The sequence below is a fragment of the Breznakibacter xylanolyticus genome (genome assembly GCF_003254275.1).
Lineage (GTDB): Bacteria > Bacteroidota > Bacteroidia > Bacteroidales > Marinilabiliaceae > Breznakibacter > Breznakibacter xylanolyticus.
Window position 1 is genome coordinate 51,687 of the sequence record NZ_QKZK01000014.1, and the last position, 13,041, is coordinate 64,727.

Consider the following 13,041-nt stretch of genomic DNA (forward strand, 5'->3'; position numbering starts at 1 on the left):
GATATGCTTCGTTTTTGCATGCGTTGGTGTCTCTTTTTGATGTTCATTGTAGCTGATTTAACGCCGTTGGCGGCTCAAGCGTACGATTTTAAAGTATATGATTCCGGGGTTGGATTACCTCAGAATTTCGTTTATAGCCTGGCTCAAGGATCTGATGGATACATCTGGATGGGAACCGGAGAAGGCGTGGTTCGATACGATGGGTTGAAGTTTCGGATATTTACCGAATACGATTCATTGGCTTCTTCGTTTGTGCACAAGTTGATTGTCGACAAAGCTGGTGTGGTCTGGATGGGGCATGATAACGGGAAAATCACATGCTATGAGAAGCAACAGTTTCATAAAATTATTCCGGCTGAGACATCCAGCCCCATCAAAGATATTGCACCCGGGGTCAATGGAAATGTTTGGGCATTGGAACAAAACAGCGGTTTGATTCGCATTGATGCCAATCGAAAGGTGCATACTTATTTTCGACGCCACTTGTACGGGGGGCGCAAAATTTTTTATTCGCTGCTGCCGGTTGACGATCAAACGATATTGTTGGGGACTTCCGATGGATTGATGAAAGTGACGCTGGCTGCCGATACCGTGCAGGTTGTTGAAGAAATAACCGGATTTCCATCTGTGGGGGTGAATGTAATTGTGCCCAAGTTGGCTTCACCCGGCGATTATTGGGTAGGCACAGAGGGGAATGGGTTTTATCTGTTTCGGATGAGTCAGGATAAATCGGAGCATGTGCTCAATAATGAAGACTGTTTGATGTATAATGTTGGCAGCGAAAACATCACCGATATATACGAAGAAGAGGAGGGGCATTTGCTTTTGTCTACGTGGGGGCGTGGCGTGGTGAAACTACTGTTTGATCCGGTGCAGAATCGTTTTGGTAAATCCATGACCTTCAGTCATGAGAACGGTATGCCCAATGATTATGTGCGTGATATTCTGTGTGATCGTGAAGGGAATTATTGGTATGCGACCTACGGAGGAGGTGTGGCCGCATTGCTTAATGATCATTTTTTGTTTTTCAATCTTGAGCAGATCGGGTTTAAAAGCAATAAAGTGAATCGGGTTATTTTTACCCGTAATGAATTGTTAATGGGTTTAGATAACGGCATTCTAAAAGCGGATCCTTATTGTTTTGCGAATCATGAGTTTTATGATGTCTTTCAAGGATTACCGCCATCGGTGATTACCGGTTTTTATGTCGATGCACAAGAAACGTTGTGGGTAGCCACTCGTGATAAGGGATTGTTTAAGCGCCCCAAAGGAAGCCGTTCGTTTGCATCCCATGCCTATGGTGGAGGCTTGCTTGGTAATCAGATTAATGGGATTGAAGGTGATAGTGCCCGAATTTATTTGGCGACCATGGGCGGGCTGTTTGTAATTGACAAAGCTCGTAATCGGGTGTCGCAATACACCACTGAGCGCAATCTACCTCATAACAATATTAATTTTGTGCGTCGTGATCATAATGGAAATATTTGGATAGGACCCAAATCGAGTGGGATTTGCCGTGTTGATGTTGATAAAGATCTTATCGAAGTCCATCGGATTGACGACAGTCCTGTGGATGTGGCTGATTTGACATCAGATATCATGGGTAACATTTGGCTTGCAACCCGAGGTCGTGGCTTGATTAAATATATGGCAAATGGGGTAGAGGATTTTACCATGGCCAATGGTCTTCTGAAAAATTATTGTCACAGCATTGTTACCGATTCGCAAAATCGCCTTTGGGTGGGGCATCACCCCGGACTCAGTTGTGTGGATTTGAAGACGATGACCGTTCGTAAATATGGGTACGAGAGTAGTTTGGGCGGAGATTTTCAAAATGCTTGGAAAGATCGTGATAACACCATTTGGTTTGCCTCTTCACAAGGCGTTGTTCGTTATTTTCCCGATAAGGATGTCTCCAATTTAGTGGCGCCGGCACTCAATTTTGTGTCCATCGAAGTAGATGGTGAGCCTCGTCCGTTGGATCAGGATATTCGATTGCCCTATCGGTATGGTGATAATTATAGTTTTAAGTTTTCATTTATTGGAGTCAGCTTTAAGGATCCAGAGGGTGTGACCTATAAATATAAACTTGAAGAGGTTGGTGATGAGTCTAATTCTGAGTGGATTGATATTGGAAATGTCGGCACGCGTGAGTATGATTTTCTTCCCGACGGCGAGTATGTTTTGAAAATTATCGCCTACAATGCCGATGGTGTGGCCACGAGTTCGCCTTTAACGGTGTCGGTGGTGATTAAACCGCCCATTTGGAAAAAAATGTGGTTTTATTTATTGGTGTTTGGCGTTTTGGGATATTTGGTTTATTTGTTGATTCAATATCGTGAACGCAAGCTTATTGAACAAAAGAAACTGTTGCAGCGCGAGGTGGCCTCTCAAACGGTGGTGCTGCGCAATCAAAAGGCCGAGATTGAGAAAAAGAATCGTGATATTACCGATAGTATCAATTACGCTAAGCGAATTCAGTCGTCTATTCTGCCTCCCTTGAGCATGCTAAAGAATGTGTTCCCCGATTCGTTTGTGTTTTTTGCGCCTCGGGATATCGTTAGTGGTGACTTTTATTGGTTTTATCAGCGCAAAGAGTATTTATATATTAGTGTTGCCGATTGTACCGGACACGGAGTGCCGGGCGCTTTTATGTCGATGATTGGGAGTACCCTGTTGAACGATATTATCAAAAATCCCTCAGGCGTATCTCCGGCATTGATGCTCGAAGATCTGGATCGTGAGATCAAAGTGTTGTTGCAAAAGAACAGTGCTGAGCAGTCGCAAGATGGCATGGATATCTCCATTGTTGAAATCAATACATCGACCCGCATGGTGAGGCTGGCTTCAGCCAAACGGCCGGTTTATTTGTTTATTAATAATGAGATGACCCTTTATAAAGGAGCTCGGCGGAGTATTGGTGAATCACTGATTGATGCCGATGGTCGTTTTGTGAATATTGAGTATCAATTGACCAAGGGCGATATCATCTACCTTTTCTCTGATGGATATTCCGATCAGTTTGGCGGCCCTTGCGGGAAGAAGTTTATGAAAGTAGGCGTTCAGAACTTGCTTGAAGAGATTCGGTTGCTCCCCATGGATGAACAACAGCGCCGGGTGAAAGAGAATTTTTATAATTGGAAAGGTGATTTAGAACAAGTCGACGATGTGATATTTATGGGTGTTCGGGTGTGATTTGCCCTCATGTAAAATAAAGCAGCCCCGGGAAAGAATTCGTTCTTTTTTGGGGCTGCTGATTTTTTTTCACCGGTGATATTTTGGGAGCTGTGGTCGTAGAAGTAACAATGTTTCACATTTTTAGCAAAAAAAGATAGGGGATGTATTGTGTAATGTTGTTGGAAATGTGTAATTTTGCAGCGCTTTTTTGTGGATAGGTGTGGAAGCATTTGGAAATCAGCAGTGTTTTTAAGGCTTCCGATTTCATGAGAGAGTGATGGAAAGAACATCTATTTTTTTAATTATATTATTAATATGCCAACAATTCAACAGTTAGTAAGAAAAGGACGTACAGAGTTGGAGTACAAGAGCAAGTCTCCGGCTTTGAACGCATGTCCTCAGAGACGTGGCGTTTGTGTGCGGGTGTATACCACCACACCAAAGAAGCCAAACTCTGCAATGCGAAAAGTAGCCCGCGTTCGATTGACCAACGGCAAAGAAGTGAATGCCTATATTCCAGGAGAAGGACACAACTTGCAAGAGCACTCTATTGTATTGGTGCGTGGCGGTCGTGTGAAAGACCTTCCAGGGGTACGTTATCACTTGGTTCGTGGTACTTTGGATGCCTCCGGTGTGGATGGACGTAATCAACGTCGTTCTAAATACGGAACAAAACGTCCTAAGCCAGGAAAACCCGGTGCAGCTCCCGCAAAAGGTGCTCCCGCAAAAGGCAAAAAGAAGTAATCATGTGTAACTGATCAGTTTTGTTTATTGGTTTGTTTTAATAAACGGTTGAGTAAACCATCAAAAGTGAGGGTTGAAGACACAAATATTACTAACGAACAACCAATAGTGAAACTAATAAACAACAAAACGAAATGAGAAAAGCAAAACCAAAAAAGCGGATCATTCTTCCCGATCCCCGTTTCAATGACGTGCTGGTGACACAGTTTGTGAATAACCTGATGTACGACGGTAAAAAATCAACTGCCTACGAAATTTTCTACACCGCTATGGATCGCATTGCTGATCGTGCAGAGAAAGAAGGCAAGAGCGTATTGGATTATTGGAAAAAATCGCTCGAGAACATTACTCCTTCTGTAGAAGTAAAAAGCCGTCGCGTGGGTGGTGCCACTTTCCAGGTTCCTACTGAAATTCGCCCCGCTCGTAAAGTATCGATCAGTATTAAAAACATGATTTTGTATTCTCGTAAGAGAAGTGGAAAATCAATGTCAGAGAAACTCTCTGCTGAAATTGTTGCTGCATACAATCAAGAAGGTGCTGCTTACAAACGTAAGGAAGACATGCACAAAATGGCCGATGCAAACCGTGCATTTGCTCACTTCAGATTTTAATCACTAATTACAAGTATTACAATGGCTAATGAAAATTTGAAGTATTGCCGGAACATTGGTATCATGGCTCACATTGATGCCGGTAAAACAACGACCTCTGAGCGGATCTTGTTTTACACCGGTATTACTCACAAAATTGGTGAGGTGCACGATGGTGCGGCCACAATGGACTGGATGGAACAAGAGCAGGAGCGTGGGATTACCATTACCTCTGCTGCCATCACGACCAACTGGAACTATAATGATGAATCATACAAAATTAACCTGATTGACACTCCGGGTCACGTTGACTTCACCGTAGAGGTGGAGCGTTCTTTGCGCGTGTTGGACGGTGCTGTGGCACTGTTTTGTGCGGTGGGTGGTGTACAACCACAGTCGGAGACTGTTTGGCGTCAGGCTAACAAGTACGGTGTTCCCCGTATTGGTTTTGTAAATAAAATGGACCGTTCAGGTGCAAACTTCTTTGGCGTTGTGCGTCAAATGAAGGAGGTGTTGAGCGCCAATGCAGTCCCTGTGGTGATCCCCATTGGTGCTGAAGAGACCTTTCAAGGGGTTGTGGATTTGATTGAAAACAAAGCAATTGTTTGGCATGATGATGCAATCAAAGGTTCTACTTTCGAGTACATGGAGATCCCTGCCGAATTGAAAGAGGAAGCAGAAGAGTGGCGCGGTAAACTCATTGAGGCAGTCGCCGAACACGACGATGCTTTGATGGAGCGTTTCTTCGATGATCCGGATTCAATCACCAAAGATCAGATCTTGCCTGTTATCCGTAAGGCAACTATTGCTCAAACTATCACTCCCGTATTGTGTGGTTCTTCATTCAAAAACAAAGGCGTTCAGCGTTTGCTCGATGCAATCATCCAGTTCATGCCAAGCCCTATTGATATTGAGGACGCCAAAGGTGTGAATCCTGATACAGATGAGGAGATTTCTTTCCCTCAAGATGAAACAGCTCCGTTGTCAGCGTTGGCATTTAAAATCGCGACAGACCCCTTTGTGGGACGTTTGGCTTTTATCCGTGTTTATTCAGGTAAAATTGATGCCGGTTCATACGTATTGAACACTCGTAGCAATAAAAAAGAGCGTATTGCCCGTCTGTATCAAATGAAATCCAACAAGCAGCTTCCCATTGAGATGATCACCACCGGTGATATTGGTGCTGCTGTTGGTTTTAAAGATATTCGCACCGGTGATACTTTGTGTGACGAGAAAAATCCTATTGTATTGGAATCCATGGACTTCCCAGATCCTGTTATCGGTATTGCGGTAGAACCCAAGACTCAAAAAGATATCGACAAGTTGGGTGTTGCTCTTGGTAAATTGTCAGAAGAAGATCCTACTTTCCGCGTTCACACAGATGAAGAGAGTGGTCAAACCGTCATTAGCGGTATGGGTGAGCTTCACTTGGAAATCATCCTTGATCGTCTTAAGCGCGAGTTTAAAGTAGAATGTAACCAGGGTCGTCCTCAGGTGAACTACAAAGAAGCGATCACTTCTATGGTTGAGCACCGCGAAGTGTTCAAAAAACAGTCGGGTGGTCGTGGTAAGTTTGCCGACATCTATGTTAAAATTGGCCCTATCGATGCCGAAAAAGCCGGTCTTCAGTTTGTGGACGAAATCAAAGGTGGTAACATTCCCCGTGAATTTATTCCTTCGGTAGAGAAAGGTTTCAAAGAAGCTATGAAAAACGGTGTATTGGCCGGTTTTGAAGTAGAGAACATGAAAGTGACTCTGTTTGATGGTTCTTTCCACGCGGTCGATTCAGATTCATTGTCATTTGAAATTTGTGCCCGCCAGGCATTCCGCGAAGCGTGTAAAAAAGCCAAGCCGGTATTGCTCGAGCCTATCATGCGTGTTGAGGTGGTGACGCCCGAAGATTATATGGGTGATATCATCGGTGACCTCAACAAGCGTCGCGGTCAGGTTGAAGGTATGGAAGAAAAAATGGGTGCTCGTGTGATCAAAGCGAAAGTGCCCCTGGCTGAAATGTTTGGTTATGTGACAGCGTTGCGTACCATGTCATCAGGTCGTGCCACTTCTTCTATGGACTTCTTAATGTATCAGGAAGTCCCCAAGGCCATCGCCATGGAAGTGTTGAAAGAAGCAAAAGGAAAAACAGAATTATTATAAGTATCAGTTCTCAATTATGAGCCAAAAAATCCGTATTAAACTGAAAAGTTACGATCATAACCTGGTTGACAAGTCAGCCGAAAAGATCGTGAAAACAGTTAAAACAACCGGTGCAGTGGTGAGCGGTCCTATTCCGCTCCCCACCCACAAGCGTGTTTTCACTGTGCTCCGCTCAACCTTCGTGAACAAGAAGTCGCGTGAGCAGTTCCAACTTTCATCTTACAAGCGTTTGATTGACATTTACAGCTCAACAGCTAAAACAATCGATGCCCTGATGAAATTAGAGTTGCCCAGCGGTGTAGAGGTTGAAATTAAAGTGTGACCTATTTTTTATTAAATTTTTAAACAATGCCAGGAATTATTGGAAAAAAAATCGGAATGACTTCCGTTTTCGGTGCCGATGGAAAAAGCTATCCATGCACCGTTATCGAAGCTGGTCCTTGCATCGTTACCCAGGTGAAAACCCTGGATAACGACGGTTATGAGGCTGTACAGCTGGCGTTTGACGACAAAAAAGAGAAGAACACTACTAAACCTATGGTAGGCCACTTCCAAAAGGCGGGAACAGAACCCAAAGCCAAACTGGTTGAATTCAAAGGATTCGAGCAGGCTTTGAACCTGGGTGATGTCATCTCGGTTGACCTTTTTGAAGAAAATTCTTTTGTAGACATCACCGGTGTTTCAAAAGGAAAAGGTTTCCAAGGTGTAGTAACCCGTCACGGGTTCGGTGGTGTCGGTGGTCAAACCCACGGTCAGCACAACCGAGGAAGAGCTCCTGGATCTGTTGGTGCATCATCATTCCCCTCACGAGTATTCCCGGGGATGCGCATGGCAGGCCGTACAGGTGGCGATAATGTAAAGGTGGAAAACCTGAGAGTGTTAAAAGTGATCCCTGAAAACAACCTGATCGTCGTGAAAGGATCTGTTCCGGGAGCTAAGGGTTCATATCTAATTATCGAGAAGTAATGGAACTGAACGTAGTCAATATTAACGGAAAAGAGACCGGAAGAAAAGTTGAATTACCTGATTCAATTTTTGGCGTAGAGCCCAATGATCATGCGATCTACCTGGATGTGAAACAATTTTTGGCTCACAAGCGTCAGGGAACTAGCAAGTCGAAACAGCGTAACGAAGTTTCCGGCAGTACGCGCAAACTGAAAAAGCAAAAGGGCACCGGCGGTGCACGTGCAGGTAGCATTAAGTCGCCCGTGTTTCGTGGTGGAGGCCGTATTTTTGGTCCCGAACCCCGCGATTACAGTTTCAAGCTGAACCGCAAACTCAAGCAATTGGCACGTAAGTCAGCATTGACTTACAAAGCAAAAAACAATGCCATTGTTGTTGTTGAAGATTTCACATTTGAAGCTCCCAAGACAAAAGAATTTGTGGCCATCCACAAAAACTTGAACCTCAGCGGTGCCAAGTCAACTTTTGTATTGAAAGAACAAAATGAGAACATCTATCTCTCATCGCGCAACGTAGAGAAATCGAAAGTTGTGACCATTAATGATCTGAATACTTACGACATCATGAACGGCGGTAAGCTGGTATTCGTGGAGAGTTCAGTAGCTGAGTTGGGTAATTTGTTAAACGCATAAGGAGACCATCAGGATGAAAGTGATAATTAAACCCATCGTGACTGAGAAACAAAACCTTCAGTCTGAGAAGTACAACCGTTATGGTTTCCTCGTTGCCAAAGACGCCAACAAGCTTCAGATTAAAAAAGCGGTTGAGGAGCTTTACAATGTGACCGTTGAATCGGTAAATACGGTGTTAACACCCGGAAAAAACAAGTCTCGCTTCACCAAAGCAGGCGTGGTATCTGGACGTATTTACTCTGCAAAAAAAGCATTGGTTACCCTCAAGCAAGGCGATACAATTGATTTTTATAGCAATATTTAAATAAAATGGCAGTACGTAAACTAAAGCCCACATCACCGGGGCAGAGACACAAAATTATTGGTGCATTTGACACGATTACCTCAAGTGTACCAGAAAAGTCTTTGTTGGAGCCTCTAAAAAAGACCGGCGGTCGTAACAACACCGGTAAAATGACCATGCGTTATATTGGAGGTGGCCATAAAAGAAAGTATCGCGTAATCGATTTTAAGCGTACCAAAGATGGCGTTGCAGCTACTGTGGAGTCGATTCAGTATGACCCTAACCGTAGTGCCCGTATCGCTTTGTTGGTATACGCCGACGGTGAAAAAAGGTATATTCTTGCTCCCAATGGGCTGCAGGTAGGCCGTGAGGTATTATCCGGTTCAGGTATTGCACCTGAGATTGGGAATGCCCTTCCGTTAAGTGATATTCCACTGGGTACCATTATTCACAACATAGAGTTGCGACCCGGTCAAGGTGGAATCATGGCTCGCAGTGCCGGTTCTTTTGCCCAGTTGGCTGCTCGTGAAGGCAATTATGCCGTTATTAAATTACCTTCAGGTGAAACCCGCATGATTTTGACCACTTGTCGTGCCACTGTTGGTGCGGTGGGTAACTCCGATCACAGTTTGGAACGTTCCGGTAAAGCCGGTCGCAGCCGCTGGATGGGACGTCGTCCACGCGTACGAGGAGTGGTAATGAACCCAGTGGATCACCCCATGGGTGGTGGTGAAGGCCGTTCTTCAGGTGGTCACCCCAGATCACGCAAAGGTCTGTTGGCTAAAGGTTATAAGACCCGCGCTCCCAAGAAGGGTTCCAGCAAATACATTCTGGAAAGAAGGAAAAAGTAACGTGTTAAATTGATTCAATTATGAGCAGATCGTTAAAAAAAGGCCCATATATTAATTTCAAGCTCGAGAAAAAGGTGTTGACCCAAAACGAGTCTGGAAAAAAATCGGTGATTAAAACATGGGCGAGGGCTTCAATGATTTCGCCCGAATTCGTGGGACACACGATTGCCGTACACAACGGTAATAAGTTTATTCCTGTGTATGTCACCGAAAATATGGTAGGTCATAAGCTGGGCGAGTTTGCACTGACCCGTACATTCCGCGGTCATGGTGGAAACAAAAAGAAATAAACGCCCGCAGTTTTAAATTATTAAAGAACAAAAAATGGGTGCAAGAAAAAGAATAGCTGCCGAAAAAGCCAAAGAAGCCCGCAAGAGCGTTGCTTTTGCCAAGCTTCAGGATGTGCCGACTTCGCCCCGAAAAATGCGCCTGGTGGCCGACATGATTCGAGGTAAAGAAGTGAACCTGGCTCTTGATATGTTGAAGTTTTCGACCAAAGAAGCTTCACGTCGTGTTGAAAAATTATTGTTGTCTGCAATCGCTAACTGGAAGGAAAAAAACCAAGGGGTTCGCATGGAAGATGCTAACCTGGTGGTGAAAACCATTCATGTAGATTCAGGTCGGATGCTGAAACGACTGAGACCCGCCCCACAAGGCCGTGCTCACCGGATTCGCAAGCGGTCCAACCATGTGACAATTCATGTTGATAGCAAAGTTTCTAACGAAAATTAATTACGAGCTAAATGGGACAAAAAATTAATCCTATCAGTAACAGATTGGGTATCATCCGCGGATGGGACTCCAATTGGTATGGCGGAAAAAACTATGGTGACAAGATTTTAGAAGATGTCAACATCCGCAAATACCTGAACGCTCGTTTGGCAAAAGCCAGCTTATCAAAGATTGTCATTGAGCGGACCCTTAAATTAGTAACCATTACCGTTTACACGGCTCGTCCCGGTATCATTATCGGAAAAGGCGGACAAGAGGTGGACAAACTGAAAGAAGAGTTGAAGAAACTTACCGACAAGGAAGTTCAAATCAATATCTTCGAAGTGAAGCGTCCCGAGTTAGATGCGATTATTGTAGCCAATAACATCGCTCGTCAGCTCGAAGGTCGTATTGCTTACCGTCGTGCCGTTAAAATGGCCATTGCCTCTACCATGCGGATGGGAGCAGAAGGAATCAAGATTATGATTTCCGGTCGTTTGAACGGAGCCGAAATGGCTCGTAGCGAGATGTACAAAGAGGGACGTACTCCTTTGCATACATTCCGTGCCGATATCGATTATGCAAAAGCAGAAGCCTTGACCAAAATGGGTCTGCTCGGTATCAAAGTATGGATTTGCAAAGGTGAAATTTACGGCAAGCCTGATTTGTCACCAAATGTGAATGCCGCTGCAAAAGAGCCCCGCAAAACCGGAGGTGGTGCTAAAAAAAGAAGAAAGTAATCATCCGTTAACCGTTAACAGATTCAGTAGCGATGTTACAACCGAAAAAAGTAAAGTTTAGAAGAGTGCAAAAAGGAAAAATGAAGGGGATTGCCCACCGCGGGCATGAACTTGCATTCGGTTCCTTTGGCATCAAAGCCTTGCAAAGCAAGTGGATCACCGGCCGACAAATTGAAGCTGCGCGTATTGCCGTTACGCGTTACATGCAGCGTCAGGGTCAAATCTGGATCCGAATATTTCCTGATAAACCCATTACCAAAAAACCAGCCGAGGTTCGGATGGGTAAAGGTAAAGGTTCTCCCGAAGGGTTTGTGGCACCTGTAACGCCTGGTCGCATTATTATTGAGTGCGACGGAGTATCTTACGATGTGGCAAAAGAAGCCTTGCGCTTGGCTGCTCAAAAGTTGTCAGTTACCACTAAGTTCATTGTGAGAAGGGATTTTGTTGAATCTACAAATGTTTAAGGATGAAAGCCTCAGAGATTAAAGAAATGACTGTGAAAGAAATTGAGGAGAAAATTGAAGTTGAGCGTGCTCAAATGGTTCAATTGGAACTCAATCATGTCGTATCTCCGTTGGAAAATCCAATGAAGATTCGCAAAGCCCGTCGCAACATTGCACGATTAATGACGATTTTGAGTCAAAAACAGGTAAACGCATAAAACAATCAAGATGGAAACCAGAAACCTCAGAAAAGAGCGGATTGGTGTTGTGGTTAGCAACAAAATGGACAAGTCTTTGGTCGTTGCCGTTGAAACTCGCGAAAAACACCCCATTTATGGTAAATTCGTAAAAAAGACTAAGAAGTTTCACGTACACGACGAAGCCAACACTTGTCAGGTAGGAGATACCATTTCAATAATGGAGACCCGCCCCCTGAGTAAAACCAAGCGTTGGAGATTAGTTGAAATCATTGAAAGAGCTAAGTAATCATGATACAGCAAGAATCCAGATTAATCGTTGCCGACAATAGTGGTGCCAAAGAAGTATTGTGTATTCGCGTCCTGGGTGGAACCGGGAAGCGTTATGCACGCGTAGGCGACCGTATTGTGGTAACCGTAAAGAGTGCCCTGCCGGCCAGTGATATGAAAAAAGGTACCGTAACCAAGGCAGTGGTTGTACGGACCAAAAAAGAGACCAGACGCGCGGATGGTTCTTATATTCGCTTCGACGACAATGCCTGTGTGTTGATCAACAACACCGGTGATATGCGCGGAACCCGTATTTTCGGGCCCGTTGCTCGTGAGTTGCGTGACGGGTATATGAAAATTGTATCTTTGGCGCCTGAAGTACTTTAATCATTCAAAGATTTAAGAAATGGGAAAATTACATATTAAAAAAGGCGACATTGTAATTGTGAATGCCGGCGAATCCAAAGGCCTTGAAGGCAAGGTATTGGAAGTATTTCCCGATAAGCAGCGTGCAGTGGTAGAAGGTGTGAACATGATTAAAAAACACACTAAACCCAACGCCGCCCACCCACAAGGTGGGATTATCGAGAAAGAAGCACCTGTTCACATTTCAAACCTCAATTTGAAAGACCCGAAAACCGGAAAAGCAACCCGCATCGGTCGTAAATTGAATAGTGACAATAATTTGGTTCGTTTTTCAAAAAAATCAGGGGAGGAGATTAAGTAATGAGCTACACACCAGCATTGAAAAATCAGTATAAGGAGCAAATTATTCCTGCCCTGATGAAAGAGTTTGGCTATAGCACTGTGATGCAAGCTCCTAAACTCGAGAAGATTGTGATCAACCAAGGTATTGGAGCTGCAGTGGCCGACAAGAAGTTGATAGAAATTGCTTCTAACGAATTATCAGCCATCACCGGTCAAAAACCGGTGGCTTGTATGTCGAAGAAGGATATTTCAAACTTCAAGTTGCGTCGTAAAATGCCTATCGGAGTGCGCGTGACCTTGCGTCACGACCGCATGTACGAATTTCTGGAGCGCTTGGTGCGTGTGGCTTTGCCCCGTATTCGTGACTTCAAAGGGATCAACAGCAAGTTGGATGGCCGTGGTAATTATACTTTAGGAATTGAAGAGCAAATTATTTTTCCGGAAATTAATATCGATGGTATTAATAAAATAATGGGTATGAATATTACCTTTGTGACCTCTGGAAAAACAGATGAGGAAGCTTATGCGTTGTTGCGTGAGTTTGGTTTGCCTTTTAAAAACTTAAAAAAGAACTGATT

18 protein-coding genes are annotated in these 13,041 nt (G+C 44.2%); all 18 read left to right on the plus strand.

What is annotated here, in order from left to right:
• Nucleotides 1-3 precede the first annotated feature (3 nt).
• The 18 genes from LX69_RS09755 to rplE all read left to right on the plus strand — a co-directional run bounded on the left by LX69_RS09755 (nucleotide 4) and on the right by rplE (nucleotide 13,039).
• On the plus strand, nucleotides 4-3,195 hold the full coding sequence (locus LX69_RS09755) for a ligand-binding sensor domain-containing protein (RefSeq protein ID WP_111445846.1): 3,192 nt from the start codon (nucleotides 4-6) through the stop codon (nucleotides 3,193-3,195).
• 297 nt (nucleotides 3,196-3,492) lie between these two features.
• Nucleotides 3,493-3,921 carry a 30S ribosomal protein S12 gene (gene rpsL / locus LX69_RS09760; RefSeq protein ID WP_111445847.1) on the plus strand — a complete coding sequence of 143 codons (429 nt, stop codon included), beginning with the start codon at nucleotides 3,493-3,495 and terminating at the stop codon, nucleotides 3,919-3,921.
• A gap of 134 nt (nucleotides 3,922-4,055) precedes the next feature.
• Entirely contained in the window at nucleotides 4,056-4,532 is a 477-nt protein-coding gene (gene rpsG / locus LX69_RS09765; RefSeq protein WP_111445848.1) for a 30S ribosomal protein S7, read from the plus strand.
• Between the two features lie 21 nt (nucleotides 4,533-4,553).
• A complete protein-coding gene (gene fusA, locus LX69_RS09770) occupies nucleotides 4,554-6,665 on the plus strand; it encodes an elongation factor G (protein WP_111445849.1) in 2,112 nt (703 codons plus the stop codon).
• A 16-nt stretch (nucleotides 6,666-6,681) separates the two neighbouring features.
• Complete coding sequence (gene rpsJ, locus LX69_RS09775; protein WP_027472457.1) at nucleotides 6,682-6,987, plus strand: 30S ribosomal protein S10; 306 nt, start codon at nucleotides 6,682-6,684, stop codon at nucleotides 6,985-6,987.
• 26 nt (nucleotides 6,988-7,013) lie between these two features.
• On the plus strand, nucleotides 7,014-7,631 hold the full coding sequence (gene rplC / locus LX69_RS09780; RefSeq protein ID WP_111445850.1) for a 50S ribosomal protein L3: 618 nt from the start codon (nucleotides 7,014-7,016) through the stop codon (nucleotides 7,629-7,631).
• On the plus strand, nucleotides 7,631-8,260 hold the full coding sequence (gene rplD, locus LX69_RS09785) for a 50S ribosomal protein L4 (protein WP_111445851.1): 630 nt from the start codon (nucleotides 7,631-7,633) through the stop codon (nucleotides 8,258-8,260). Before rplC ends, rplD begins: the two co-directional genes overlap by 1 nt.
• Nucleotides 8,261-8,273: 13 nt before the next feature.
• Nucleotides 8,274-8,564, plus strand: coding sequence for a 50S ribosomal protein L23 (gene rplW / locus LX69_RS09790; RefSeq protein WP_111445852.1), 291 nt, complete (start codon nucleotides 8,274-8,276; stop codon nucleotides 8,562-8,564).
• A gap of 5 nt (nucleotides 8,565-8,569) precedes the next feature.
• Nucleotides 8,570-9,394, plus strand: a complete 825-nt coding sequence (rplB, locus tag LX69_RS09795; RefSeq protein WP_111445853.1) for a 50S ribosomal protein L2 — start codon at nucleotides 8,570-8,572, stop codon at nucleotides 9,392-9,394.
• 20 nt (nucleotides 9,395-9,414) lie between these two features.
• Nucleotides 9,415-9,684 carry a 30S ribosomal protein S19 gene (gene rpsS, locus LX69_RS09800; protein WP_111445854.1) on the plus strand — a complete coding sequence of 90 codons (270 nt, stop codon included), beginning with the start codon at nucleotides 9,415-9,417 and terminating at the stop codon, nucleotides 9,682-9,684.
• A gap of 34 nt (nucleotides 9,685-9,718) precedes the next feature.
• A complete protein-coding gene (gene rplV, locus LX69_RS09805) occupies nucleotides 9,719-10,126 on the plus strand; it encodes a 50S ribosomal protein L22 (RefSeq protein ID WP_111445855.1) in 408 nt (135 codons plus the stop codon).
• Between the two features lie 11 nt (nucleotides 10,127-10,137).
• Nucleotides 10,138-10,845, plus strand: coding sequence for a 30S ribosomal protein S3 (gene rpsC / locus LX69_RS09810; protein ID WP_111445856.1), 708 nt, complete (start codon nucleotides 10,138-10,140; stop codon nucleotides 10,843-10,845).
• Between the two features lie 32 nt (nucleotides 10,846-10,877).
• Nucleotides 10,878-11,309, plus strand: coding sequence for a 50S ribosomal protein L16 (rplP, locus tag LX69_RS09815; protein WP_111445857.1), 432 nt, complete (start codon nucleotides 10,878-10,880; stop codon nucleotides 11,307-11,309).
• A gap of 2 nt (nucleotides 11,310-11,311) precedes the next feature.
• Complete coding sequence (gene rpmC / locus LX69_RS09820; RefSeq protein ID WP_111445858.1) at nucleotides 11,312-11,506, plus strand: 50S ribosomal protein L29; 195 nt, start codon at nucleotides 11,312-11,314, stop codon at nucleotides 11,504-11,506.
• Nucleotides 11,507-11,516: 10 nt separating this feature from the next.
• The gene (gene rpsQ / locus LX69_RS09825) at nucleotides 11,517-11,774 is read left to right on the plus strand and encodes a 30S ribosomal protein S17 (protein ID WP_111445859.1); all 258 of its coding nucleotides are present in this window, start codon (nucleotides 11,517-11,519) and stop codon (nucleotides 11,772-11,774) included.
• Between the two features lie 2 nt (nucleotides 11,775-11,776).
• The gene (gene rplN / locus LX69_RS09830) at nucleotides 11,777-12,142 is read left to right on the plus strand and encodes a 50S ribosomal protein L14 (RefSeq protein WP_111445860.1); all 366 of its coding nucleotides are present in this window, start codon (nucleotides 11,777-11,779) and stop codon (nucleotides 12,140-12,142) included.
• Between the two features lie 19 nt (nucleotides 12,143-12,161).
• Nucleotides 12,162-12,482 (plus strand): 50S ribosomal protein L24, encoded by a 321-nt coding sequence (rplX, locus tag LX69_RS09835; RefSeq protein ID WP_111445861.1) that lies wholly within the window; start codon nucleotides 12,162-12,164, stop codon nucleotides 12,480-12,482.
• Nucleotides 12,482-13,039: a 50S ribosomal protein L5 gene (gene rplE / locus LX69_RS09840; RefSeq protein WP_111445862.1), complete on the plus strand. Its 558-nt coding sequence runs from the start codon at nucleotides 12,482-12,484 to the stop codon at nucleotides 13,037-13,039. The genes rplX and rplE overlap by 1 nt, the downstream gene beginning before the upstream one ends.
• The last annotated feature ends 2 nt before the right edge of the window (nucleotides 13,040-13,041 follow it).

Coding starts and splice junctions, on each gene's coding strand:
- LX69_RS09755 (WP_111445846.1), top strand. CDS start 4: ATGCTTCGTTTTTGCATGCGTTGGTGTCTCTTTTTGATGTTCATTGTA.
- rpsL (WP_111445847.1), top strand. CDS start 3,493: ATGCCAACAATTCAACAGTTAGTAAGAAAAGGACGTACAGAGTTGGAG.
- rpsG (WP_111445848.1), top strand. CDS start 4,056: ATGAGAAAAGCAAAACCAAAAAAGCGGATCATTCTTCCCGATCCCCGT.
- fusA (WP_111445849.1), top strand. CDS start 4,554: ATGGCTAATGAAAATTTGAAGTATTGCCGGAACATTGGTATCATGGCT.
- rpsJ (WP_027472457.1), top strand. CDS start 6,682: ATGAGCCAAAAAATCCGTATTAAACTGAAAAGTTACGATCATAACCTG.
- rplC (WP_111445850.1), top strand. CDS start 7,014: ATGCCAGGAATTATTGGAAAAAAAATCGGAATGACTTCCGTTTTCGGT.
- rplD (WP_111445851.1), top strand. CDS start 7,631: ATGGAACTGAACGTAGTCAATATTAACGGAAAAGAGACCGGAAGAAAA.
- rplW (WP_111445852.1), top strand. CDS start 8,274: ATGAAAGTGATAATTAAACCCATCGTGACTGAGAAACAAAACCTTCAG.
- rplB (WP_111445853.1), top strand. CDS start 8,570: ATGGCAGTACGTAAACTAAAGCCCACATCACCGGGGCAGAGACACAAA.
- rpsS (WP_111445854.1), top strand. CDS start 9,415: ATGAGCAGATCGTTAAAAAAAGGCCCATATATTAATTTCAAGCTCGAG.
- rplV (WP_111445855.1), top strand. CDS start 9,719: ATGGGTGCAAGAAAAAGAATAGCTGCCGAAAAAGCCAAAGAAGCCCGC.
- rpsC (WP_111445856.1), top strand. CDS start 10,138: ATGGGACAAAAAATTAATCCTATCAGTAACAGATTGGGTATCATCCGC.
- rplP (WP_111445857.1), top strand. CDS start 10,878: ATGTTACAACCGAAAAAAGTAAAGTTTAGAAGAGTGCAAAAAGGAAAA.
- rpmC (WP_111445858.1), top strand. CDS start 11,312: ATGAAAGCCTCAGAGATTAAAGAAATGACTGTGAAAGAAATTGAGGAG.
- rpsQ (WP_111445859.1), top strand. CDS start 11,517: ATGGAAACCAGAAACCTCAGAAAAGAGCGGATTGGTGTTGTGGTTAGC.
- rplN (WP_111445860.1), top strand. CDS start 11,777: ATGATACAGCAAGAATCCAGATTAATCGTTGCCGACAATAGTGGTGCC.
- rplX (WP_111445861.1), top strand. CDS start 12,162: ATGGGAAAATTACATATTAAAAAAGGCGACATTGTAATTGTGAATGCC.
- rplE (WP_111445862.1), top strand. CDS start 12,482: ATGAGCTACACACCAGCATTGAAAAATCAGTATAAGGAGCAAATTATT.